The sequence below is a fragment of the Streptomyces sp. NBC_01788 genome, assembly GCF_035917575.1.
Lineage (GTDB): Bacteria > Actinomycetota > Actinomycetes > Streptomycetales > Streptomycetaceae > Streptomyces.
Window position 1 is genome coordinate 4,156,825 of the sequence record NZ_CP109090.1, and the last position, 24,169, is coordinate 4,180,993.

General features: G+C 73.0%; 21 protein-coding genes and 1 pseudogene. 11 read left to right on the plus strand and 11 right to left on the minus strand.

All coding sequences use genetic code 11. From position 1 onward, the window contains the following. Positions 1–16: 16 nt before the first annotated feature. A complete protein-coding gene (locus OIE49_RS18870) occupies positions 17–733 on the minus strand; it encodes a DUF4142 domain-containing protein (protein ID WP_326806267.1) in 717 nt (238 codons plus the stop codon). Between the two features lie 286 nt (positions 734–1,019). On the opposite strand from OIE49_RS18870, the gene OIE49_RS18875 reads away from it, so the two are divergent. Together OIE49_RS18875 and OIE49_RS18880 are read left to right on the plus strand one after the other, a co-directional pair. Continuing rightward, a complete protein-coding gene (locus tag OIE49_RS18875) occupies positions 1,020–1,703 on the plus strand; it encodes a DUF6445 family protein (protein ID WP_326803341.1) in 684 nt (227 codons plus the stop codon). Between the two features lie 136 nt (positions 1,704–1,839). Then, entirely contained in the window at positions 1,840–2,730 is an 891-nt protein-coding gene (locus tag OIE49_RS18880) for an NAD(P)-dependent oxidoreductase (RefSeq protein WP_326803342.1), read from the plus strand. On the opposite strand, the gene OIE49_RS18885 is transcribed toward OIE49_RS18880, so the two are convergent. The 8 genes from OIE49_RS18885 to OIE49_RS18920 all read right to left on the minus strand — a co-directional run bounded on the left by OIE49_RS18885 (position 2,727) and on the right by OIE49_RS18920 (position 10,572). Continuing rightward, entirely contained in the window at positions 2,727–3,698 is a 972-nt protein-coding gene (locus tag OIE49_RS18885) for an SCO2400 family protein (RefSeq protein WP_326803343.1), read from the minus strand. The two genes, OIE49_RS18880 and OIE49_RS18885, sit on opposite strands and share 4 nt — an antisense overlap. Before the next feature lie 119 nt (positions 3,699–3,817). Further along, positions 3,818–4,183 (minus strand): hypothetical protein, encoded by a 366-nt coding sequence (locus OIE49_RS18890; RefSeq protein WP_100568357.1) that lies wholly within the window; start codon positions 4,181–4,183, stop codon positions 3,818–3,820. Positions 4,184–4,221: 38 nt separating this feature from the next. Further along, positions 4,222–5,064 (minus strand): hypothetical protein, encoded by an 843-nt coding sequence (locus OIE49_RS18895; RefSeq protein WP_326803344.1) that lies wholly within the window; start codon positions 5,062–5,064, stop codon positions 4,222–4,224. A gap of 353 nt (positions 5,065–5,417) precedes the next feature. Further along, positions 5,418–5,750 (minus strand): TraR/DksA family transcriptional regulator, encoded by a 333-nt coding sequence (locus tag OIE49_RS18900; RefSeq protein ID WP_326803345.1) that lies wholly within the window; start codon positions 5,748–5,750, stop codon positions 5,418–5,420. A gap of 168 nt (positions 5,751–5,918) precedes the next feature. Then, entirely contained in the window at positions 5,919–8,309 is a 2,391-nt protein-coding gene (gene secD, locus OIE49_RS18905) for a protein translocase subunit SecD (RefSeq protein ID WP_326803346.1), read from the minus strand. An 82-nt stretch (positions 8,310–8,391) separates the two neighbouring features. Then, positions 8,392–8,847, minus strand: coding sequence for a hypothetical protein (locus tag OIE49_RS18910; RefSeq protein ID WP_326803347.1), 456 nt, complete (start codon positions 8,845–8,847; stop codon positions 8,392–8,394). A 106-nt stretch (positions 8,848–8,953) separates the two neighbouring features. After that, on the minus strand, positions 8,954–9,613 hold the full coding sequence (locus OIE49_RS18915; RefSeq protein WP_100568361.1) for a response regulator: 660 nt from the start codon (positions 9,611–9,613) through the stop codon (positions 8,954–8,956). 2 nt (positions 9,614–9,615) lie between these two features. Next, positions 9,616–10,572 carry a HAMP domain-containing sensor histidine kinase gene (locus OIE49_RS18920; protein WP_100568580.1) on the minus strand — a complete coding sequence of 319 codons (957 nt, stop codon included), beginning with the start codon at positions 10,570–10,572 and terminating at the stop codon, positions 9,616–9,618. Positions 10,573–10,873: 301 nt separating this feature from the next. Here OIE49_RS18920 and OIE49_RS18925 point away from each other — a divergent pair, with 301 nt between their 5' ends. The 7 genes from OIE49_RS18925 (at position 10,874) to OIE49_RS18955 (ending at position 20,873) form a co-directional block, all read left to right on the plus strand. Beyond that, complete coding sequence (locus OIE49_RS18925) at positions 10,874–11,197, plus strand: TraR/DksA family transcriptional regulator (protein ID WP_100568362.1); 324 nt, start codon at positions 10,874–10,876, stop codon at positions 11,195–11,197. Between the two features lie 55 nt (positions 11,198–11,252). Beyond that, positions 11,253–11,624, plus strand: a complete 372-nt coding sequence (locus tag OIE49_RS18930) for a TraR/DksA family transcriptional regulator (RefSeq protein ID WP_326803348.1) — start codon at positions 11,253–11,255, stop codon at positions 11,622–11,624. Continuing rightward, positions 11,594–12,436: a rod shape-determining protein gene (locus OIE49_RS18935; RefSeq protein WP_401741130.1), complete on the plus strand. Its 843-nt coding sequence runs from the start codon at positions 11,594–11,596 to the stop codon at positions 12,434–12,436. The genes OIE49_RS18930 and OIE49_RS18935 overlap by 31 nt, the downstream gene beginning before the upstream one ends. A 58-nt stretch (positions 12,437–12,494) precedes the next feature. Continuing rightward, on the plus strand, positions 12,495–13,148 hold the full coding sequence (locus tag OIE49_RS18940) for an Rv1733c family protein (RefSeq protein WP_326803350.1): 654 nt from the start codon (positions 12,495–12,497) through the stop codon (positions 13,146–13,148). A 371-nt stretch (positions 13,149–13,519) separates the two neighbouring features. Beyond that, positions 13,520–15,604, plus strand: a complete 2,085-nt coding sequence (locus OIE49_RS18945) for an SPFH domain-containing protein (RefSeq protein ID WP_326803351.1) — start codon at positions 13,520–13,522, stop codon at positions 15,602–15,604. A gap of 176 nt (positions 15,605–15,780) precedes the next feature. Continuing rightward, the gene (locus OIE49_RS18950; protein ID WP_326803352.1) at positions 15,781–20,700 is read left to right on the plus strand and encodes a DNA repair ATPase; all 4,920 of its coding nucleotides are present in this window, start codon (positions 15,781–15,783) and stop codon (positions 20,698–20,700) included. Between the two features lie 5 nt (positions 20,701–20,705). Further along, positions 20,706–20,873 carry a hypothetical protein gene (locus tag OIE49_RS18955; protein ID WP_159024844.1) on the plus strand — a complete coding sequence of 56 codons (168 nt, stop codon included), beginning with the start codon at positions 20,706–20,708 and terminating at the stop codon, positions 20,871–20,873. A 25-nt stretch (positions 20,874–20,898) separates the two neighbouring features. Here the strand turns inward: OIE49_RS18955 and OIE49_RS18960 are convergent, their stop codons facing one another. Continuing rightward, positions 20,899–21,165: a GlsB/YeaQ/YmgE family stress response membrane protein gene (locus tag OIE49_RS18960; RefSeq protein WP_100568368.1), complete on the minus strand. Its 267-nt coding sequence runs from the start codon at positions 21,163–21,165 to the stop codon at positions 20,899–20,901. A gap of 209 nt (positions 21,166–21,374) precedes the next feature. Here OIE49_RS18960 and OIE49_RS18965 point away from each other — a divergent pair. After that, positions 21,375–21,929 (plus strand): annotated as a pseudogene (locus OIE49_RS18965) (TerD family protein); the annotation flags it as partial. Between the two features lie 658 nt (positions 21,930–22,587). Continuing rightward, complete coding sequence (locus OIE49_RS18970; protein ID WP_326803353.1) at positions 22,588–23,262, plus strand: lytic transglycosylase domain-containing protein; 675 nt, start codon at positions 22,588–22,590, stop codon at positions 23,260–23,262. A gap of 17 nt (positions 23,263–23,279) precedes the next feature. Here OIE49_RS18970 and OIE49_RS18975 read toward each other — a convergent pair whose 3' ends face one another. Then, on the minus strand, positions 23,280–23,963 hold the full coding sequence (locus tag OIE49_RS18975; RefSeq protein WP_326803354.1) for a phosphatase PAP2 family protein: 684 nt from the start codon (positions 23,961–23,963) through the stop codon (positions 23,280–23,282). Between the last annotated feature and the right edge of the window lie 206 nt (positions 23,964–24,169).

Genomic DNA, 24,169 nt, shown 5'->3' on the forward strand with positions numbered 1-24,169 from the left:
GCGCGCGGGTTCCGGCTCAGCCCGCCGCCGGGCTGGGGCTCGGGTCGCCGGGCAGCACGAGCGGGCTCGACGTGGCGTTCGGCGGCGGGGTGAGTACGACCTCGGGCTGTCCGCCGGAGGGGGGCGGCGGGGTCAGGTCCGAGTTGGGCAGCTTGGGCGGGGTCGTCTGCATGAAGAGCACCTGGTCGAAGTTGACCAGGCCGGTGTCCTCCATGACCGTGATGTGGTCCAGGACGGTGGCGTTGGCCTGGTTGGCGAGCTCGCGGACCAGGTCGTTCTTGGTGGTGGAGCGGATCTTCGCGATGGTGTTGAAGATCGAGCCGTGTGTCACGCGCAGGATGTTGGCCATGTCGGAGTCGAACTGCTTGCCGTCGTCCCCGGCGAGCTGGGTGACGAAGCCCTGCTGCTGCGGGCTGGCCACGTTCGGCAGCGTGATGTTGAGCAGAGGCGCGATCCTGCGGCAGCTCACGTCCAGCGCCGCGTGCCCGTCGATCAGGTGCTCACCGGCCCTGACGACCTCCTTGGTGGTCCCCTTCTTCACCGCCATCTCGCCCACGGGGTACTCCCACAGCCCGGCCGCGCGCACCTTGACCACGAAGTCCCGGTCCGACTCCGTCAGTGGACCCCACTGGGTCTGGGAGATGACCCGGGAGCCGTCGCTGGAGACCTTCTCCAGGCCCAGCATGCCCGGGTAGGCGAGCGCGACCAGGGTCAGACTGAGCGCCCCGCCCACGAAAAGAGTTCCCGTCGCGTTCCGCGAAAAGCGCACCGTGCCTCCTGCCCGGTCAAGGTCCCGCCGTGGGCGGTTCGAACACCCACATGTACGGGCCGGGAAGCCCGAAGAACCTTTTGATTCGGTAAAAAATATCGAACACGACGTGAGACTGCTCACGCGGGTGAGCAGTTCGGCATTCCTTGATGGCGGTCGCGTCCAAGTCCCCTTTCATACATCAAGGTTGACGAAATGTTGACCCGTTGTGGGGAGAGCTCTGGGGAAAGCCCGACCTACATTCGGCCGCATGCCCCCACAGCCCCGCGGTGTGCCCACCGCGCTCCCCGTCCTGCCCTACCGCAAGCCCACCAAGGGCCGTGACTACTGGGTGCTGGACGACGTCCTGCCCGACGCGGACGCCGTACGGCAGCGCTGCCTGGCCGCGGACGACTGGGTGAAGGGCTACCCGTACACCTCCGAGACCTGGCCCGGACTGCGGACCATGCCCGGTCTTGAGCCGTCCGAACTCGCCCGCGTCGAAAGGCTGGTGAGGAAGGCGACCGGGGCGAAGGAGCTGTGGGTGCAGCAGGCGCCGGGCGGCGGCACCCTCAACCACAACTGCGTCCAGGTGGTGGGCGAGGGCGAGAGTGAACCGAGGCCGCACACCGACTCGCGGGCGCTGTGCCGGTACGCCGCCGTCCTCTATCTCAACCCCTCGGTGCCCAAGGACTGCGGGACCAGCTTCTACCGGCAGCGTCTGCCCGGCGGCCGGCTCGGCGGCAACGTCGTGCAGCCCCCGCACCAGAACCTCGTCGAGGCCCTGGGCACGCGGTTCGTCGCGCCGGACGCCTTCGAGGAGGACGTCCGCGTGCCGCACAAGGCCAACCGGCTGCTCCTCTACCACGCCAACCTCGTGCACAGCGCGACCGGCTACTGCGGCGGGAGCCTGGAGGACAAGCGCATGACGGCGGTCTTCTTCTGGATGGCCTGACCCGGTAGCGGCACGCCGGCACGAGGCGGTGGCGGTAAGCGAACCGCCGGGTACGGGTACCCGCCCCTCCGTGGCACCCGTGCGGCCCCGCGGGGTGCCCGCCGCATCGACCAGGAGGAGCCAGGAGGAGGACGACATGACCGACACCCGTACCGTGGGCGTCCTGGGCACCGGGATCATGGGCTCCGCGATGGCCCGCAACCTCGCGAAGGCCGGACACACCGTCCGGGTGTGGAACCGCACCCGGGCCAAGGCCGAGCCCCTGGCCGCCGACGGCGCGCACGTCGCCGGAACCCCCGCCGAGGCGGTGCGCGACGCCGACGTGGTCCTGACGATGCTCTACGACGGCGGCACGGTGCTCCGGGTCATGCGCGAGGCCGCCCCCGCGCTGGGCCGGGGCACGGTCTGGGCGCAGTCGACCACGGTCGGCCTGGAGGCGGCCGGTGAGCTGGCCGCCCTCGCCGACGAGCACGGCCTGGTCCTCTACGACGCCCCGGTGCTCGGTACCCGGCAGCCCGCCGAGGCGGGCCGGCTGACCGTGCTGGCGGCGGGGCCCGCCGAGGGCCGGGAGACGGTGACGCCGGTGTTCGAGGCGGTCGGCTCCCGCACGGTGTGGACCGGCGAGGACGCCGCGGCGGCCACCGCCACCCGGCTGAAGCTGGTGGCCAACAGCTGGGTCGTCGCGGCCACCGCGGCGACCGGGGAGGCGCTCGCCCTGGCCAAGGGACTCGGCGTGGACCCCCAGGACTTCTTCGACCTCATCGCCGACGGCCCTCTCGACATGGGCTACCTGCACGCCAAGGCCGGCGTCATCCTCGACGACGCGTACCTGCCCCCGAGCTTCGCGGTGGCCACCGCGGAGAAGGACGCCCGCCTGATCGTCCAGGCGGGCGAGGCCCACGGCGTCCGCCTCGACGTGGCCGCCGCGAGCGCCGAACGCTTCGCCCGCGCCGCCGCGCGCGGCCACGCCGACGAGGACATGGCCGCGGCGTACTTCGCCAGCTTCGACGACTCCGGGGAGGCCTAGCCCAGGCAGACCACGAGCAGGCAGAGGTGGGACGGCGACTTGGGGTTGTCCGTGGGGCTCGTCTGCGGGGTCTGCTGGGCGGTGCCGTCGGACGCGGTGGACGCGGTGGACCCGGGCGCCGTCCGCTGGGTCGCCGTCGAGGAGGACCGCGAGGCCGACTGGCCGGACTGACCGGACTGACCGGACTGCCCGGACTGGGCCGACCGGTCCGCCGGAACCGACTGGGCCGGCCGGTCGGCGGAGGCGGAGCTGCCGGCGTCCGGTGCCGTGGCGCCCTGCTGCGGGGCGGACGGCTCTGTCCGGGCCGGCGCCGCGGGCACGTCGGAGGGTGCCGACGGGTCCTGCGCCGTGCGGGGAACGGCGGCGTCCGGGCGTACGTCCTGCGGCGTGGTGCCGCGCGGCGCCGACCGCTGGTGCCGGCCACCGGCCGCGGGTGAGGTCTGCCGGGCGTCCGAGGGCGTCGCGGCCGGGTCGCCGGGCTGCGCCGGCCGGCTGTCCCCGACGGTGCCCGTGTGCGGGACCTCCGGTGCCGGGGCCGCCTGCGTGCGGTCGGTGGAGTGCCGGTCCATCGAGGCGACGGTCAGGCCGCCCCCGACGAGGGCGACGGCGGTGGCCACCAGGGCCCTGCGCTGGGTCTTCTTCCAGCGGGCCAGTTGGCGGCGCCGCGCCGCCCGCCCGGGCCGCTGCCGTGACGGTGCGTCCGGCACGTCGGCGGGAAGCCCCGTGGGCGTGTCGCCGGGGACATCGGCGGGGTTGCCGACGGGTGCGAGGCCCGGAGCGGAGCCCGCGGCCCCGCCCGCCGCGACGCCGGCTCCGAGAGCCGTCGCGGAAACGGCCGCGGTCCCGGTCGCTGTATGGGTCGTGAGGGGCGCCGTGAGGTCCGGTGCTATGTCCGGTGCGTACGCACCGCAACCGGGGCACACCAGGGCGCCGTTGAGGTGCCTACGGCACGTGGAGCAGTAGTCCATCCGGTCTTCCTGACTAGGCCTGCCGAGCGGCCAGTCACGCTAACAAGGCTCGCGATGGACTGTGTGCAGCCTGTGTGACGCTCCTGCACGGATTCCCGGCACCCCGACCGGCCGGGCCGTCAGGCCCGGTCGGTCAGCTCGTCGGCGTACACCTGCGACAGCGGCTGCGGACCCACGTACTGCTGGCAGTTGCACTGCCCCGGCTCGAAGCGCAGCGGCTTCTTGTTCTCGTCCCAGGCCGTCGGCACCTCGACGCGCTCGTGGCACCGGCCGCTCTTGTCGTGCTTGGCCAGATGGTGGGTGCACCCGCACACCGGCTCCGGCGGCTTGTGCGCCGCCTCGACGGCCAGCCGCTCCGCCTTCGCCGCCTCCATCAGTTCGAGCTTGCGCTCGTGCCGGTTGCGCAGCGCGGTGCGGATGTTGTCCCCGAGCCAGGCGAAACCGCCGGTCCAGAAGACGATCAGCACCCACCAGATCCAGCCCATCGGCCCTCACCCTTCCCCCCGTGGAGTTCCTCGTGATTTTAGGAGGAATCCCGGATGTTCGCGCCTGGCAGGGCCGGGTGGCGTCGCGGACGCGGCGGCCGGGGGTGCGGATACGGGCCTGTCGGCGCGCCTGCCGGGGCACCCGCAGCCGCCGGGGCAGCCGCCGGAGCCGGGATCCGCCGCCACGGCACCAGCACGGCAGCCCGGCGCGGCAGCCATCCAGGGCCGCGGCCGTGAAAGAGCGCGAGGACGACCGCCGCGGCCACCGCGATCAGGTGTTCACGCCCGGCCAGGTTGGGCTTGACCACCGACTCCACCACCATCGAGCCGCCGGTCAGGAGGAACACGACCGGGGCGCGCCGCACCACGGACAGGTAGGTGAACAGCCCCACCACGGCGGCCGAAGGGCCGGTGTCGAGGATCCGGCCGGTCTCGGGCGGCAGCCCCAGCCCCCACCAGCCGGGCCCGATCGCGATCATCAGCCGCACGGTCAGGGTGCCGGCCAGGGTGGTCGCGTACGAGATGAACAGTGTCCGGCCGCGGCCCAGGGTGAGTTCGGCCAGCGCGAAGGCGAGGAACAGCTGGGTGATGCCGGCCCACACCGGCAGGTCGAGGGCCGGGACGTACAGGGACACCGGGGTGCGCAGCAGGGCCAGCCACAGCGGCAGGTCGGCCTGGACGCCGCCGGCGATCCGTACGACCGCCTCCCCGGCCGGCCGCTGTGCCACCGCGTGGAAGAAGACCACGCCGAAGGCCGCCACGAAGGCCAGCACCAGCCCGGACAGCCCCCGGTGCGCCAACCGCCGTACGGGGTCGACGACGATGCCGTGCCACTCGGCGCGCAGCGTCCGCACGGTGAACCGCGCGAACCGCACCGCCACATCACGCACCCGTACCGGTGCGTCGCCCGCCGGCCTGCCGCCCGTCGCCGCGCCGTTCGCCGGTGGGCCGTCCGGTGGCCGGACGGCCCACTGTCCGCGGTCCCGCCGCCCGGCGTCCCCCGGTCCCCCCGGACGCTCCGGACGCTCCGCCCAATCCCTTGTGTCCCTCGTGTCCCTCACACCGCTGTGCTGCTGCACCGCTGTCCGGCTCCTTAGCAGTTCCCCCACCTCGTGCGCACAACCGTATGGACCGTAATCCAGGCCGCCGCGTTGCCACAGACGGCCTCACAGCGGCGGCAGGGGCCGCGGCGGGGAGCGCCGCGCGGGGGCCGGCGGCGGGTGCGGGGGACGGATCAGCCGGCGCGCTGCTGGCAGGGCACGCAGCAGCGTGCGTACGGCAGGATCTCCAGCCGCTCCACCGGGATGGGCTTGGCGCAGTCCTCGCAGTTCCCGTAGGAGCCGCCGTCCAGCCGCGCGAAGGCGGCCTCGATGTCCTTCAGCGCTTGCTTCAGGGCGTTCTTCTGCGCGGTCAGGAGGTCGTCGGCCTCCTGACCGCCCTCCTCGCCCTCCTGGACGGCCCGCAGTTGGGCGAGGCGGGAGTTGCGCTCGTGTTCGAGGCGCTGCCGGGCATCGTGCGCGCTCAGGCGCTCGGCCGCGGAGGCACTGCTGGTGGTCTCCCACGACATCGGCGATACGGTCCCTTCAAGCAAAAGAGCCGGTGACGAGGGGGGCCGCGGTGACGTACGGCCCCCCTCCTGACCCTCCAGCGTGGCCGCGCGCGGAAGCGGCGGCCATCGGTCGCAGTACCCATTTCCGGCGGGCGGCGGGGTGCACCGCCGCCCGCCGTCCGGGTCTCAGACCCGCGCCGCCGGTGCGTCGCGCTGTGCGGGCCTGCCACCGCCCGAGCCGCCGCCCGGACCGCGGCGCCGGCCGCCGCGCTGGTGGCGATGCAGCTCGATGGCGAGCGGGGATGCGGTGAACACCGAGGAGTAGGTGCCGACCACGAGCCCGATGAGGAGGGCGAGCGCGAAGTCGGTCAGCGAGTCCCCGCCGAAGAGCGTCAGGGAGATCAGGATCAGCAACGCGCCCATGCCCGTGTTGATCGTGCGGGGCAGCGTCTGCAGGATTCCCTGGTTGGTGATCTGCTCCAGCGACGTCTTGCGGTCGCGTCCGAGCAGTTCCCGGATGCGGTCGAACAGGACCACCGAGTCGTTGACCGAGTAGCCGATGACGGTGAGCAGGGACGCCAGGAACACACCGTCGATGGGCTTGCCGAGCCATGCGAAGACGCCGACGAGGATGACGACGTCGTGCGCGAGAGCGGCGACCGCCGCGGTGCCGAACAGCCAGCGGAAGCGGGCCGCGAGGTAGAGCAACTGGGCCCCGAGGGCGACGCCGAGGGCGATGAGCGCGTTGCGGCGCAGTTCCTCGCCCAGGCTCGGGCCGATCAGCTCGTCACGGACCTTCTCGGTCTTGCCGCCGAGTTCGCTGATGGTCCCGGTGACCTTGGCGGCCTCGGCGTCGGTCAGGTCCTCGGTGCGCACGGTCAGTCCGTTGTCGTTGGACGACTGCACGAGCGCGCCGGGGAAGCCCGCGTCGGCGAGGGCGGTACGGGCCCGGTCGGGGTTCACGGGGGTCGTGGTGGTGTACTCGATCAGCCGGCCGCCGGTGAACTCCAGGCCGAAGTTCAGGCCCCGGGCCGCGATGCCCGAGCCGGCGAGTACCAGCAGGACCGCGGAGACGGCCAGCCAGCGACGCGGGTGGCTCATCAGGTCCGGGTTGCGGCGCGTGACCAGATCGCGGACCCGCCCGGTGGTCGCCAGGCCGGTGAGCAGGTGGCGGCGGCGCACCCAGGCACGTTCCACGGCGAACTCGGCGAGCACCCGGGTGATCACCAGCGCGCTGATCATGGACGCGGCGACACCGATGGCGAGGGTGACGGAGAAGCCGCGCACCGGGCCGGTGGACAGGAAGAACAGCAGTCCGGCCGCGATCAGCGTGGTGATGTTGGAGTCGGCGATCGCGCTGAAGGCGTTGCGGAATCCGGCGGTGAGGGCCGAGCGCGGGCTCGGCCGGTGCATACCGGCGTACTCCTCACGTGCTCGTTCGAAGACGAGCACGTTGGCGTCCACGGCCATGCCGATCGCCAGGACGAAACCGGCCAGGCCCGGCAGGGTCAGGGTGGCGCCGAGGGCGGCCAGGGCGGCGTAGGAGATCACTCCGTAGCAGAGCAGGGCCACGGCCGCGAGGAAGCCCGTGAGGCGGTAGACGGTGACGATGAACAGGATCGTCAGGGCGGTGCCGATCACCGCGGCCCAGGCGGTGGCCTCGATGGCGCTGGCGCCGAGGGTGGGGCCGATGGTGTGCTGCTCGACCGTCTCGACCGGTACGGGCAGGGCGCCGCCGTTGATGAGCAGTGCCAGCTCGCGGGCCTCGGCGTCGTCGAAGGAGCCGGTGATCTGCGTGGAGCCGTCGGCGATGCCCGTGCCGCAGGCGACGGACGGGGCGACCTGCGGGGAGGAGATGATCCGGTCGTCGAGCACGATGGCGACCCGGCGCGCGGGGTCGCCGACCTGGCGGCAGGCGGCCTCACTGGTCAGCTTGGCCCACGAGGACCGGCCCGCCTTGTCGAAGTCGACGGTGACGGTCCAGCCGGCGCCCGTCTCCTGCTCGAAGCGTGCCTGGGCGCCCTTGACGTCCCTGCCGGTCATGGCGCTGTCCTGGAGGCGCAGCTTCTGCCCGGACTCGTCGGGCAGCACGAGCTCCTTGGACGCCTCGGGTTCCTTCGAGGCGTCGGGTCCCTTCGAGGCGTCGGGCTTCTTCGAGGCCTCCGCCTCGGACTTGGCGGGGTCCTCGGCGCTGTCGGCGACGCCGACCACCGGGTGGAAGGTCAGTTGGGCGGTACGGCCGAGCACGTCGGCCGCCTTCTTCGGGTCCTGTACGCCGGGCAGCTCGACGATGATCCGGTTGCTGCCCGAGCGGACGAGGGTCGGTTCGGCGACGCCGAGCGCGTCGACCCGGCCGCGCAGCACTTCCAGGGCGCGGTCGGTGGCCTCGCGGTCGGCCTTGGTGGTCGCGGTGGAGCGGGTCTCCAGGACGATCTGGGTGCCGCCCCGCAGGTCGAGCCCGAGTCGGACGGGAACGGTGGCGGTGATGTACACGGACAGGGCGATCACGGCGAGGGCGAACAGCGCTCTCCACCGGGATGTGCGTTTCGTGCGTTTCGTGCGTGTCTTGGGGGTCAACGGAGGCCTCCGGCAGGCACGCCGCGACTGCGGCCGACGCGGTCACGGCGGTCGAGGGACGAAAGGGGCGAAAAGGGAGGTGTCAGATGCCGAAGGTCCGCGGCGGCGCCCGGCCGCCGTCCTGCACCACGTGCACCGTGCGGGCGGCCACGGTCACCGGGACGGGACGCGTCCGCCCGGGTGCGGGGAGGGGAACGTCCGTGACGTCCTCGGTGGTGGCGAACTGCCCGTGCGCGACGGGCCGGTCCCCGTGGAACTCCTGCCGGGTCCCGTCCTGCGCCGAGCACACGACGGTGCACCCCTGCCCGGCGTGCGGAGCGTCCACCGGACGCTCGTCGGTGCCGGGGTGGCCGTCGCCGGGCGCGGAGCCGGAGTGCTGTCCGGGCTCGAGGTCCGCGACGGAGGTCGCCGCGGCAGGGGCAGGGGTGGGCAGTGGCGGGGGGCTGCCGGTGGTGAAGACCGCCAGGAGGGCGAGCAGTGCGGCCGTCAGGAAGGCCAGGGCACGGGAGGCGGGGTCGGTGCTCGGTGCTGGGTGCATGCACCGTCCCCTTTCGTGTGGCACTCGTGAGCGGACGCGGATGTCGTACCCGGGACCCCGGCCGGGGAGTGGACAGCCGGGACCCCGGGTGGTCGTGGGCGGGCGGTCAGGGCTCGATCAGACCGGCCCGGATGGCGTAGCGGGTGAGCTCCAGGCGGTCGCGCAGCCCGAGCTTCTGGAGCAGGTTGGCGCGGTGCCGCTGGACGGTCTTGATGCTGATGAAGAGGATCTCGCCGATCTCCTTCGAGGAGTGCCCCTCCGCGACCAGCTTCAGGACCTCCTCCTCGCGGGGCGTCAGCACCTGGTCCGGGGTCTCCTCGCCGTGGCGGACCCGGTCCAGGTAGTTGCGGATCAGCGCGGTCACCGCGCCCGGGTACAGGAACGGCTCGTCCCGCATCGCCGCCCGGCAGGCGGCGACGAGGTCCTGGTCGGCGACGGACTTCAGCACGTACCCGCTGGCACCGGCCTTCAGCGCCTGGAAGAAGTACTGCTCGTTGTCGTGCATGGTGAGCATCAGGATCCGCAGGTCCGGCTTGAGCGCGACCAGTTCACGGGTGGCCTGGAGGCCGGTCAGCCGGGGCATCGCGATGTCCAGCACGGCCAGGTCGATGTCGTGGGTGCGGGCCATCTCGATGGCCTCCGCGCCGTCACCGGCCTCGGCGACCACCTCCAGGTCCGGTTCCTGGTCGAGGATGAGCCGCACTCCCCGGCGTACCAGCGCGTGGTCGTCGGCGAGCAGGATGCGGATCGTGGTCGGCTCGGACATGGTCAGGTCTGCTTCCTGGGAACGACGGGCGCGGTCAGCCGGACCTCGGTTCCGGCCGTGGGGGTGGGGGCGATGTCGAGGCCGGCCCCGATGAGCAGGGCCCGCTCGCGCATGCCGCGTATGCCGGCGCCTTCGTGCGCCGCCTTGATGCCGCGCCCGTCGTCGGTGATGGCCAGCTCCACGGCGCCGTCGGTGTGCCGCAGGCTGACCTCGATCCGTTCGGCGTCCGCGTGCCGGGCCACGTTGGTCAGGCTCTCCTGGGCGACACGGTAGAGGACCAGCTCCGTCTCCGGCTCCAGGGCGGGCAGGTCGGTGTCGAAGCGGCGCACCACCTGCAGCCCGGTGTGAGTGGCGAAGTCGGTGGTCAGCGAGGTCAGCGCGGCGACCAGACCGAGGTCGTCCAGGACCCCGGGCCGCAGCCGGCGTACCAGCCGGCGGACCTCGTCCAGGCTTCCCCGCGTGATCTCCTGCGCCTGGAGCAGTTCGTCGCGCAGCGGCGCGTCCGCCTCGTCAGCGGCCCGCTTGAGCGCGAGCAGGATCGCGGTCATGCTCTGGCCCACCTCGTCGTGCAGCTCCTGCGCGATACGGCGCCGCTCGGCCTCCTGGGCGAGCAGGACCCGGGCGCTGCTCGTGGCCCGCTCGTTCTCCAGCCGGTCGAGCATGGCGTTGAACGTGCGGATCAGCTCCGCCACCTCGCCGCCGCCCTGCTCGGGCAGCCGCTGGCCGGGGCGCAGCAGGTCCACGGTGGTCATCAGCTTCGTCACCCGGTCCAGGGGGGCCAGTCCCCAGCGCAGCAGGGCGGCGTTGGCGACCAGCATGACGGCCAGGCCGCCGACCAGGATGACGGCCTCGGTCAGCACGACCGGCACCGAGACGGTCACCGGGGCCCACAGCAGCAGCGCGGTGGCCGAGCCCAGCACCACGGCGTTGAGCCCGAAGATCCGCCAGAACAGGGACACCAGGGTCACGCCTCCTTACGTGATGCGGTCTGCCTCTACTGTCGGTCATCGCGCATCCCGGACGAGCCGCGGCCCCTGTGGTCCCGACCGGGCCTGCCGCCAGTGTGCCGTCCGCCGGCTCCCGCATGCGATGGGGCCCGGTCCCCATTTCACCCGGTGCGGCCTACCCATGCACAGGTCGAGTGGATCCCCCGATCGGCCGCAAATGGGTTCTGGACCCGATGGGAAACCGCGGCCGGTTCGACCAGGGTTGAGGTGTGACCGACCCCCGTCCCCCGTTGCACAACGAAAGGCACTGACCATGTCGCTCGACGCCGCCCGGACCGAACCCCGCGAGCGCCTGTCCGCTCAGGAGGCCCGCCGGCGCCTTGAACACGCCCGCGGGACCCGGCTGGTCCAGCTGGAAGCCCTCGGCGAGACCGGGCAGACGGCGGACGACCACCTGATGTCCTCCCAGCGTGAGGCCATCATGCGGGTGCTGAAGGAGATCGACGAGGCGTTCGCCCGCGTCGAGGACGGCACCTACGGGTCCTGCCTGGAGTGCGGCAAGCCGGTGCCGGCGGAGCGCCTGGAGATCCTGCCGTACACGGGGCACTGTGTCGGCTGCCGGCGCCGTACCGCCTGAACCGTCCGCCTGTCCGTCCTGCCTTCGTCCTCCGCCCTGCCCGAGGGGTGAAACGGTGAACAACCAGATCATCGGCGACCGCGACACGCACCTGACGGCCGAGGACCTCGCCGCGCTGCGCGCGAACCTCGACGAGCAGCGCCTGTTCCGCCAGGAGCAGCTGGAGCAGATCTCGGCCGCCGCGACCTCCCGCGCGGACGCCCTGCTCCAGCAGCAGGCCGCCTCGCAGCTGGAGGTCCGTGTGAAACTCGCGGCCTCGGCCCGCATGGTCCTCGCCGACGTCGAGGCGGCCCTGGCGCGCATGGACGAGGGCGGCTACGGCATGTGCCACCTGTGCCGGCGTCCCATCGCGCGGGAACGCCTCGAGATAGTGCCGCAGGCCCGCTACTGCGCGCGCTGCCAGCAGGTCAGGGAGGCAGGGCGGTGACCGTCACCCAGCGTTCGCGTGCCGCCGCGGCCACCCGGCACCGGCCGTGGCCGCTGGGCCGGCAGGGGTGGGGCATCGCCCTCGACATGGGCAGCGCCCGCACCCGCGCCTGGGTCGCCGGGCGTGGTCTCGTCCTGGACGTCCCCACGGTGACGTTCCCCGGCTCCGGGGCGGTGTATCCGATACAGCGCGGCACGATCATCGACACCGAGGGCACGGCCCGGATGCTCGACCGCCTGCTCGGCAACCGCCTGCCCCGCTTCACCCGCCCCCTGGTCGTCCTCACCGCCCCGGTACTGGACGGGGTGGCCTTCCGCAACGAGGCCCGTACGGCGGTGGAGGTGCTGCGGCCGCGTGGGGTGCTGACCATCCCCAGCGCGCGGGCCGTCGCCCTGGCCGCGGGCGCGGACCTGGCCCGCCCGCTGCTCGTGGTGGACATCGGCGCGCATCTGACCGAGGTGGTGCTGCTGTCGGAGGGCGCCGTCGTCGACGCGCGCCGCACCGCGCTGGGCACCAGCGACCTCGAATCGGCCGCGCCGGTGCAGATCTGCGAGGCGGTGGCCACCATGGTGACCGCGATGCTGCGGCAGGACCGTACGTCGCTCACCGTGGACGCCCTGCGCCGGGGCGCGCTGCTGGCCGGGGGCGGCGCCCTGCGCCCCGAGATCACCTACCACCTCACCGGCAAGCTGCACGCGCCCCTCAAAACCGTGGCGGCGCCGCACACCGCCGCCGTCCGCGGCGCTGCCACCCTGCTGCGTTCCGCGCACGACCACTCCGCGGACCCGGGGGACCAGCCCTCCGCCCCGTAGAAAGCCCCCGTCCCCACTCCACCCTGAGGACAACGAGGACACGAAGGAGGGCCGCGCCATGGCCGGCGGCATCCCGCGGGCCCAGCCGCCCCCCGAAGGACTGTCACCCGACGACCCGCTCCCCGACGAACTCCCCCGCCGCGTGCTCTGGCGCCTGCGGCGCAACCCGATGCGCCGGCCCAGCGACCTGGCCCAGGCGTGGATCGGCCTCGGCATCCTGCTGGCCGTGCTGGCCGGCACGCCCGTGGCCCTGCACTTCGTCGGCGACACCGCCCTGCGCCACTACGAGCGGGCGGCCGAGCACCAGGAGAGGACGCGGTGGCAGACCACCGCGGTCCTTCTGCACGACGCTCCCCGCCATCCCGAGCCGGGGTCCGAGGAGGCGAAGGAGACCCGCTACCCGGTGCCGGTGCGTTTCACCGACCCGGGCGGGCTCGCCCGCACCGCGAGGACCCACGTCGAGCCCGGACTGCCGGCGGGAAGCCCCGTCGACGTGTGGGCCGACACCGACGGACGGATCACCGAGCCGCCCCTGAGCGCCGCCCAGGTGCGCAGCCACAGCAAGGGCTGGGCGATCCTCGCCGCCCTGGCCGTCCCGGTCACCGGCGCCGCGGTGTACGGCGCCGCCGGGCTGCTGCTCCGCCGCCGCAACCTGGCCGCCTGGGACAGCGCCTGGGCCCGCACCGCACCCGGCTGGACGCCGTCCCCGTGATCTCCGGGGGTGCCGCACCCCGGCCCGGTCGATCTTGATGATGCTCTGTCAGCTCACCGGCATGGAAGCGCCCCCGAACACTGCCGGAAACCGGCAATGTGCGAGGTGGGGCCGGTCGGGCATCATGCCGTGAGGGGAGCACCGCGGACGGTTCCGGTGCCGGGCATCGGCAGATGTCCGTTGCCGGAGCCGGCAGGGGGGAAGTACCGCCGCCCGGTGCGTCGCAGGGGGAAGAGGGGGCTGACGATTCCGCGGCGCACCCGTCTCCCGCCGTCTCCCGGCGCCCGAGCCGCCGGGACACCGCGGGGGGCCGCACCCGGCCACCCGGTCTCTCCCTTACTCACCGTTCCTTACTGTCAAGGACGTATGCCATGGATGTCATCGGCGCACTCGTCGCGGGCTGCCTGCTCGTCGTTCTCCTGCTGCTGCTGTTCACCTTCTCCCGGCTGTTCCGCAAGGTGGAGCAGGGCAAGGCCCTGATCGTCTCCAAGATGCGCAAGGTCGACGTGACCTTCACCGGCCAGGTCGTCCTGCCGGTGCTGCACAAGGCCGAGGTCATGGACATCTCGGTGAAGGCCATCGAGATCACGCGCACCGGCCGCGAGGGGCTCATCTGCCGGGACAACATCCGCGCCGACATCCGCATCACGTTCTTCGTACGGGTCAACAAGACCGCCGAGGACGTCGTCCGGGTCGCCCAGGCCGTCGGCACCGCCCGCGCCAGCGACCGGGACACGTTGCAGGAGCTGTTCCACGCCAAGTTCTCCGAGGCGCTGAAGACCGTCGGCAAGCAGATGGACTTCACGGACCTCTACACCAAGCGTGAGGAACTGCGGTTCCAGATCATCGAGGTCATCGGTGTCGACCTGAACGGCTACCACCTCGAGGACGCGGCGATCGACTATCTGGAGCAGACGCCGCTGACCCAGCTCGACCCCGGCAACGTCCTCGACGCCCAGGGCATCCGGAAGATCACCGAGCTGACAGCCGTGGAGCACGTGCGCACCAACGAGGCACAGCGCACCGAGCAGAAGGAGATCACCCGGCAGAACGTCGACGCGCGCGAGGCCATCCTGGAGCTGGAGCGCCGCCAGGCGGACGCCGAGATCAAGCAGAGGCGGGAGATCGATACCTCCCGCGCCCGCGAGGAGGCCGAGACCGCCCGCGTGGTGGAGGAGGAGCGGCTGCGCGCGCAGAGCGCCTTCCTGCGCACCGAGGAGGAGCTCGGCGTCCAGCGCGAGAACCAGGCCCGTGAGGTCGCGGTCGCCGCGAAGAACCGCGAGCGGGTCATCGCCATCGAGAACGAGCGCATCGAGAAGGACCGCCTCCTCGAGGTCATCGCCCGGGAGCGGGAGACCCAGCTCACCCGGATCTCCGCCGACAAGGAGGTCGAGGCGGAGAAGCGGGAGATCGCCGAGGTCGTCCGCGAGCGGGTCGCGGTGGACCGCACGGTCGCCGAGCAGGAGGAGTCCATCAAGAAGCTGCGCGCCGTGGAGGAGGCGGAGCGCGAGCGCCAGGCCGTGATCATCGCCGCCGAGGCGGAGGCGCAGGAGAAGCTGGTCAAGGACATCAAGGCCGCCGAGGCCGCCGAGCAGGCCGCCACCCACCGCGCCGCCGAGGAACTCACCCTGGCCGAGGCCCGGTTGAAGACCGCCGACCTCGACGCCCGCGCCAAGCTGCGCCTGGCGGAGGCCGTCCAGGCCGAGGCCGCCGCGGAGGGCCTGGCCGCCGTCCGGGTCCGTGAGCAGGAGGCCGAGGTCATCGAGAAGGCCGGCCGCGCCGAGGCCGAGGCGTTGCAGGCCAAGGCACTGGCCGAGGCCCGGGGCACCGAGGCCCGGCTGCGCGCGGAGGCCGAGGGCGCCCAGGCCAAGGCGCTCGCGGAGGCCGCCGCGATCGGCGAGAAGCTGAAGGCCGAGGCGGCGGGCCTGACCGAGAAGGCGGCGGCGATGGCCGCCCTGGACGAGGCCTCCCGCGAGCACGAGGAGTACCGGCTGCGGCTGCAGGCGGAGAAGGAGATCCGGCTGGCCGGCCTGGAGGCGCAGCGGCAGGTCGCCGAGGCGCAGGCCACGGTCCTCGCGACCGGTCTCGAGCACGCCGACATCGACATCGTCGGCGGCGAGTCGGTCTTCTTCGACCGCCTGATGAGCGCGATCTCGTTCGGCAAGGGCATCGACGGATTCGTGGAGAACTCCCGCACCGCGCAGGCCCTTGCCGCGCCCTGGCTGGACGGCTCGTCGAACTTCACCGAGGACCTCGGCCGGATGCTCGGGCATCTGGGCTCGGCCGACGTCAAGAACCTGACGGTCTCCGCGCTGCTGATGAAGATGATGCAGACGGGCGGCACGAACGCCGGTCAGCTCCAGCAACTCCTCGACCGCGCCGGTGAGCTGGGCCTCGCCGACACCCCGCTCGCCGCCCTCAACGGCACCGCCCTCAACGGCACCACCCGGGCCTGACGACCCGCGGGAGGGCCCCGAGCCGCCGCCTTCAAGGGGCGGTCGGGGGCCCGCCCCCCGCGGATCACGCCGCGAACGCGGGGCCGGGAACCCGGCCCCGCCGACGGGGGCCGGCCTGATCCGCCGGACAGGCCTGCCCCCGGGCCCGCACCTCTTCGTGAAGGGACGCACCACCCATGGCCACCGCCCTGGAGACGGGTTCGTACGACTCCGTGGACACCGGAACGTACGAGGTGCTGCGCGACCGGCTGACCGCGCAGGCCGCCGAGCTCGCCCGCGGGGCCGAGCGACTCAACGCCCGACGGGCCGAGGAGTTCGGTGCCACGCGCCTGGACCTCACCGGCACCGGCCGGCTGCGCACCGAGCACCCCAGCGTGCCCCGCGACGTCGTGGCCGTCGGCGACCGCCTGCTGTTCGGATACAACGGCCACCTGCCCGAACCCCGGGTCGGCGACGTCCTCGCACTGCACGACCGGGAGCTGAACCGGCTCCCCGAGGACGCGGTGCCCGGACTCCTCGACGACCCCGCCTTCGTGCGGGAGTTCGAGGCCCTGCACCGTTACTACCGGCAGGCCCGGCTGCTGAGCCTGCGCCGCGTCGAGGACCGCCTCCTCGCCGTCTTCCGGACCGGTGAGAAGGCCGGCGACATCCGGGTGCTGCGCTGGACACTCACCGCCGACGGCCGGGCGGCGTTCCTGGACGGGCGCGGCGAACGCGACCACGTCCCGCCGCCTTCCCACGACTTCGAGTGGACCGCGACCGGCCGTGAGGACCACGTCCTCGGCCGCCACCCGCACGTCTCCGTGCGCGGCGAGGTCTTCGTCTCCACCGTCGGCGGCCGCCTCACCGTCAAGACGGAGGACGACACCGAGACCGGCGAGGGCATCCACAGCGAACCGGTCGAGGAGCCGCTGCAGGCCCTCGCCGACGCGGATATCGCGTACGCGAGCGTGGGCCCGCTGATCCTGCTGCGGATCCGCCCCTACAAGGAGCAGGCCCACCGCCACCTCGTCTTCCACACCCTCACCAGGACCGTGGTCCGCATCGACGGCGTCGGGCAGGCCTGCCGCCGCCTGCCCGACGACCAGGGCATCGTCTTCCCCGGCGGCTACTGCCTGGCCACCGGCGCCCACAAGACCTACGAACTCGGCAGCTCGGGCCTGGAGTTCGAGCGCGAGGTGCGTTCGCCCTACGGCGAGGACGTGCTGTACGCCTTCCACGCGCCCGCCGAGGGACGCAGCCTGCTGCTGTCGTACAACACCATCCGCGAGGAGGTCGCCACCCCGCTGTCCTGCCACGGCTGGGCGCTGTTCGACGACGGCACGCTGATGGCGCTGCGCACGGACCCCTCGGCCGGACCCGACGAGCCGGGCCGTGTGCACCCCCTCCAGTTGTGGAGCTCCCCCTACGTCTCCGACACCCACGCCGGCGCCACGGGCACCGGACCCCTCGGGCGGATCGGCAACGCCGACCTCGTACGCGGCATCTCCGACTGCCTGTCCATCGGCCGCGCCGTCGCCGAGACCACGCCGACCGTCGAGGTGTACGAGGCGCTGGCCGCCGCCTGCGTCCGCGCCCTCGACACCCACCACTGGCTGGACGAGGAGGAACTGGGCGACCTGCGCACCCCGCTGGACGCCGTACGGGCCACCGCCGAGCAGGTGCTGGAGGAGTTCCGTACCGTACAGACGCTGACCCGGCAGGCCGCGGACGCGCTCGAAGCGGCCGCGGGCAGGCTCGCCGCGGTGGTGCGCCGGCTGCGTGGCGAGGCACCGCGCGGCGCCGCCGCGTGGGTCGGCGGCCTCAGCGAACTGCGGCAGGCCCAGGGCCACTTGCTGACCCTGAAGGAGATGCGGTACGCGGACGCCGCCCGTATCGACGAGCTCGCCGCCGAGGCGGAGGCCGACCTCACCACGTTCGGGCAGCGGGCGGTCGCCTTCCTGGCCCGCGAGGACGCCTTCGCCGACCACCACGAGGAGGTCGAACGCCTCGCCGCCGACGCCGAGTCGATCGGCAGCGTCGCCGAGGCGGCACCGGTCGCCGGCCGGCTCGACGACCTCGCCGGCACGCTGCGCACGGTCACCGAGGTCGTCGCCGGCCTCGACATCGGCGACGCCACCGTGCGCACCTCCGTCCTGGAACGCATCGCCGAGGTGCTCGGCGGCGTCAACCGCGCCCGCGCCCTGCTCGACGCCCGCCGCCGTGAACTGCGCGACCAGGAGGGACGCGCCGAGTTCGCGGCCGAGTTCGCGCTGCTCGGCCAGGCCGTCACCGGCGCGCTCGCGGCCGCGGACGATCCGGACGCCTGCGACGAGCAACTCGCCTCCCTGATGGTGCGACTGGAGAACCTGGAGTCCCGCTTCGCGGAGTTCGACGACTTCCTCGGCGAACTGGCCGACCGGCGCACCGAGATCTACGAGGCCTTCTCCGGCCGCAAGCAGGGCCTCCTGGACGCCCGCGCCCGCCGCGCCGAACAACTCGCCGCCTCCGCCGGGCGGGTGCTGGAGACGATCGCCCGGCGCGCGGCCACCCTCGCCGACACCGACGCCGTCAGCACCTTCTTCGCCTCCGACCCACTGGTCGCCAAGGCCCGCCGCACGGCCGAGGAACTCCGCGAACTCGGCGACCCCGTACGGGCCGAGGAACTGGACGGCCGGCTGAAGTCCGCCCGCCAGGAGGCGGCCCGCGCGCTGCGCGACCGCACCGACCTGTACGCCGACGGCGGCCGCACCATCCGCCTGGGCACCCACCGCTTCGCCGTCACCAACCGGCCGCTCGACCTCACCCTGGTCCCGCAGGGCGACGGCCTCGCCTTCGCCCTGTCCGGCACCGACTACCGCGCTCCCGTCACCGACCCGGCCTTCGCGGACACCCGCCCGTACTGGGACCGGCGGCTGCCGTCCGAGTCGCCCGAGGTCTACCGCGCCGAGCACCTCGCCGCCCGCCTGCTGCGCCGACACGGCGCGGCCGCGCCGGCCCAGGCCGACCTGCCGGCCCTGGTGCGCGGGGCCGCGGAGGAGGCGTACGACGAGGGCTACGAGCGCGGCGTCCACGACCACGACGCGACGGCGATCCTCACCGCCCTGCTCTCCCTCTACGAGCAGGCCGGGCCCCTGCGCCACGAACCCGCCGCGCGCGCCGCCGCCCAGCTGTTCTGGGCACACGGCACCACCCCCGGGGCCCGCACGGCCTGGACCCGCCGCGCCGCCTCCCTGGCCCGCGCCCGCGACACCTTCGGCCCGTCCCCCGCCATCCCCGAACTCATCACGGAACTCGCGACGTCCCTGGAAACCTGGCCGTCGACCGATGGCGGCCGCGGGGCGGCTCCTCTGGGCGCGGGCGACCTCGCGCCCGCTGCCGCGGCGTACCTCTTCGAGGAGCTGACGAGCGGGACCGACGGGTTCGTCATCAGCGCCGCCACCCGCACTCTGCTCGACAAGTTCCGCCACACCGTGGGCAGTTCCGCCTACGACGAGGACCTGGCCGCGCTCGACGACCTCGCCGCGCGCCGCCAGCTCGCCGGGGCGTGGCTGTCGGCGTACGTCACCTCCACCGGTACGGAGATCACCGCCGGGGACCTGGCCGAGGCGGTCGCCGCCGAGCTGTGCCCGGACCTGCCCCGCTACGAGTCCGAAGTCTCCCCGGTGACCACGGTCGAGGGCCTGCTCGGCACCCACCCGCGCATCGAGAACCGCACGCTCACCCTGCGGATCGACGAGTTCCTGGCCCGTACCGAACGCTTCGAGACGCGGGAGGCCCCCGCCTTCCGCGCCTACCAGCGCCGCCGCACCGCCCTCGTCGACGCCGAACGCGCCCGGCTGCGCCTGGACGACCACCGCCCGCGCTCCATGGCGGCGTTCGTCCGCAACCGCCTCATCGACGAGGTCTACCTGCCCCTCATCGGTGACAGCCTCGCCCGCCAGCTCGGGACCGCGGGCGAGAGCAAGCGCACCGACACCGGCGGCCTGCTGCTGCTCGTCTCGCCGCCCGGCTACGGCAAGACCACGCTGATGGAGTACGTCGCCGACCGCCTGGGCCTGATGCTCGTCAAGATCAGCGGACCCGCGCTCGGCCACGCCGTCACCTCGCTCGACCCGGCCGAGGCCCCGAACGCCACCGCCCGCCAGGAGATCGAGAAGATCAACTTCGCGCTGGCGGCGGGCAACAACACCCTGCTGCTCCTGGACGACATCCAGCACACCTCGCCGGAACTGCTCCAGAAGTTCATCCCGCTGTGCGACGCCACCCGCCGGGTCGAGGGCGTGTGGAACGGCGAGGCGCGCACCTACGACCTGCGCGGCAAGCGGTTCGCCGTCTGCATGACCGGCAACCCCTACACCGAGTCCGGCGAGCGCTTCCGCGTCCCCGACATGCTCGCCAACCGCGCCGACGTCTGGAACCTCGGCGACGTCCTCACCGGCAAGGAGGACGTCTTCGCGGTCAGCTTCCTGGAGAACGCGCTCACCGCGAACGCGGTGCTGGCCCCGCTGGCCGGCCGCGACCGCCGCGACCTCGACCTGTTCCTCCGCCTCGCGGGCAACGACCCCGCGGCCCGCGCGGACCGGCTCGGGCACCCCTACGCGCCCGCCGAGGTCGAGCAGATCGTGTCCGTGCTGCGCCATCTGCTCAGCGCGCGCGAGACGGTCCTCGCGGTCAATGCCGCCTACATCGCCTCCGCCGCCCAGTCCGACGAGACACGCACCGAGCCGCCGTTCCGCCTCCAGGGCTCCTACCGCACCATGAACAAGATCGCCCAGCGGCTGCGGCCCGTCATGAACGACACCGAACTGTCCGCCGTCCTCGACGACCACTTCACCGCCGAGGCACAGACCCTCACCACGGGAGCCGAGGCCAACCTGCTCAAACTGGCCGAGCTGCGCGGCGCCCTGACCCCGCTGCAGGCGACTCGCTGGGCCGAGTTGAAGTCGGCCCACATCCGCGCGCAGGCCCTCGGCGGCCCGGCCGGGGATCCCCTCACGCGCGCGACCGCCGCCCTTGCCCTGCTGGCCGACCGGATGGGCGCCATCGAGGCCGCTCTCACGGGCCGCACCGCCTCCCGGGCCCGGCACGCGGCCGAGCCCGGAACGGAGGAGTGACGACGATGGAGACGATGACGGCGGTCACCGCGGCGATGGCGGTGATGACGCCCTTCCTGGTCCCGCTCAGCACCGCCACGCTGATCGTGGCGGCCAGTACGACCGTCCTGGTGCGCCGCGACCGCCGCCGTGCCCACGCCTACCGCTGCACGTCGCCGGCCGAGGAGGACTGAGCGCCTCCCGGGCGGCGCCGCCGGATCAGTTCCGCGAGTTGCCGAACAGGAGGCGGTAGCCGATGAGCAGCACGAGCGAGCCGCCGATGGCCGCGCCCCAGGTGTAGAGATCGAAGAAGTTGTTCTCCACGGAGCGGCCCAGGAACTTGGCGGAGAGCCACCCGCCCACGAACGCGCCCGCTACGCCGATGAGTGTCGTACCGATCAGTCCGCCCGGGTCCCGCCCCGGCAGCAGGATCTTGGCGATGGCCCCGGCCAGCAGTCCGAGAATGATCCAGCCGATGATGCTCACGTCGCCTCTTCTCCAGGAGTATGGGTTGCCTGATCGCGTGGTTCCGGATGCCCGCAATGGCCAGGACGCGAGTTACCGCGCCGGTGGTTGCCCGGCCGGTCCGCATCCAGCACATATTTTCATTATTGCGCAACCCTGGAACTGCCGGGGAGGGCAGGCGCGTTGAGTCCCGTGAACACGGGGGACCGGAAAAGCTGCGGAGGAGTTCGATGAGTGTGCCCTTGACCAAGGGCGGCAACGTCTCGGTGAGCAAGCAGGCTCCCGGCCTGACGGCGGTCACGGTCGGACTGGGCTGGCGGGCGGATGCCGGATACGAGCTGGACGCCAGCGCGCTGTTGTGCGACGCGTCCGGAAAGGTGCTGTCCGACCGGCACTTCGTCTTCTTCAACAACCTGAGCAGTCCCGACGGTTCGGTCCGCCACAGCGGCGGCGGCCCCGCCGGTGGCGACGACCAGCGGATCGACGTCGACCTGACCCGCGTCCCCGCCGAGGTCACCAAGGTCGTCTTCCCGGTCTCGCTCTACGAGGGAGCCGCGCGCGGGCACGCCTTCGGCCAGGTGCGCGGCGCCCACATCCGCGTGCTCGACCAGGAGGGCGGCGCCGAACTGGCCCGGTACGACCTGGCGGCCGACGGCCTGTCCGGCGAGACGGCACTGGTCTTCGGCGAGCTGTACCGGCACGGCGCCGAGTGGAAGTTCCGCGCGGTCGGCCAGGGCTACGCCTCGGGCCTCGCGGGCATCGCCGCCGACTACGGCGTGGACGTCCTGCGGGAGACCACGGACGCGGAGGGGAGCCCGGCCGCGTCCGGTCCGGTCCCGGGCCCGGCCTCCGGTGCGGGAGCGTACGACCGGGTCCCGCCGGCCCCGATGCCCACGACGCCCCCACCCCTCCCCGCGCCGTCCGCCCCGCCCGCGCCGGCCGTCCCCGTGACGCCGACACCGACCCTGGTGTCCCCGCAGCCGCCGACCGTCACCGCACCCCCGCACCCCACGAGGAGCCCCGCCATGACCTGCTTCTTCGACCCCGGCCACGGCCCCGGCACGATGAGCGTGGACTGGTACCCGCAGTGGGGCGTACCCCGGCCGGTCCAGGCGTGCGCCGAGTGCGCGCAGCGCGTCCAGACCACCGCACCGCCGTTCTACACCCCGCCCCAGCCGATGAGCCCGGGGTATCCCCAGGCCCAGCAGGGCTATCCGCAGGGTTACCCGCAGCAGGGCTACCCGGCCCCCCAGGGCGACCAGCAGCAGGGCGGCCGCCGATTCGGCACCGGTGCGCTCATCGGCGCCGGCGCGGCCGGCCTGGTCGGCGGGGCCCTGCTGAACGAGGCGTTCGACGACGACGAGCCGGACGTGGTGATCAACAACTACTACGAGGAGTGACCAGCCCGCGCGAAGCGGGGGAGCGGGGCAGGGAGGGCGGGACATGACGGTTACCCGGTCGCGGCGGCGCTGGCCGACGGTGGTGCTCCTGGCAGCCGCCTGCTACGTCGCCGTGCGCGTGGCAGGCGGGCTGCCCTCCGGCTCCGACCCCCGGCCCGTACCGGCGGCCCCGTCCCCTGTCCCGGCCTCGCCCACCGCTCCGGTGAGCCCCTCGGCGACGGCTACCGCGGGACCCTATGACCCCGCCGATTACGCCGCCCAGGTGCGCCGGAGGGCCGGCCAGGCGGGCGTCAGCGCCCAGCTGCTGATGGCGATCCTCTACAACGAGTCGTACAAGCCCCACGAGCCCGGTCTCGAACGGGCCTGGCAGAAGTACAAGCCGGACGCCGCCTTCGGCATCGCCAACATGCACCGTGCGACCTTCGACGCCACCAGGAAGGACCGTGACTTCGCGAACCGCTCCTGGGACGAACTGCCCGACGACCGCGACCTCGCCGTCGAGGCCGCGGCCTGGTACCTGCACGACCTCGCGGCCGTGCTGCCCGCCCAGTGGGCGGCCCCGTACAGCAAGGACGACCTGCTGGCCCTCGGCTACAACACCGGCCAGGGCAACATGCTCGCCTTCGCCCGCGGGGCCACCCCCGGCAGCCAGGCCGGGTCCTACCTCGACAAGTTGCACGCGAACTGGGCCGAGGCCGGCCGGGCGGTCCGCTCCTGATGTCCGGACGAGAGGCCCTACACCCGGGCCCGCGCTGCCGCGCGGCTCGCGCGGGCCGATGGGCGGGCCCGCTTCGCGGTCCTGGCGACGAGCAGCGGGCTCAGTGGCCCGGTGCTCATGCGCTCCACCAGCGGCACGGCCAGCCGCCGTGCCAGCAGGACGACGATCAGGGTGACCACGGTGCCCACCAGCGCGCCGACGCCGACGTCATGCGGGTAGTGGGCGCCGACGTAGACGCGCGAGGCACCCATCGTCACGGCCGTGAGCAGGGCGATGGATCCGAGCCACCGGCTGATGAGCAGCAGGGCCGCCGCGAAGGCGAAGGCGACCGTGGTGTGGTTGCTGGGGAAGGCGTAGTCGTCGACCGGGGGGCACGCCTCGATGAGGAAGTCGTGCGGGAGGGCCCGGCAGGGGCGCGGCTCCTGGAAGACGTTCTTGATCCCGCTGTTGAGGGCGTACGCCAGGATCACGGCGAACGGCGTGGCCAGGACGGCGGTCATGACCGTGTTCCCCTGGCGCCGGGCCCGCCACCAGGCCACCAGCAGGAAGAGCGCGAACAGGCCCATGCCGATGTCGGAGAAGACCGCGACGGGCTCGTTCAGCCAGTGGGTGTCCCGAGCGAAGTTGGTGACGTCGGTGTAGAGGCCGCCGTCGATGGCCGCGCCGTCGAGCCCCGTGGCGGGCGGGGGGGAAGTCGTCATCAGGTGGATCTCCGGGCCATGGGTCCACGTGCGTGAGCGCTCCGGGGAACGCGTGTGAACACACGCGGACGCAGAAGTGGAACCCTCGTGAAGCCGGGCCGTCCGAGGGATGGACGTCTACAGATTGGTAGACGGTAGCAGTTGGTGGTCCGGTTGCCTCAGGCGCCGTCGCATTGCCCGCGAGGAGATCAAGGTCACTCGAAGTG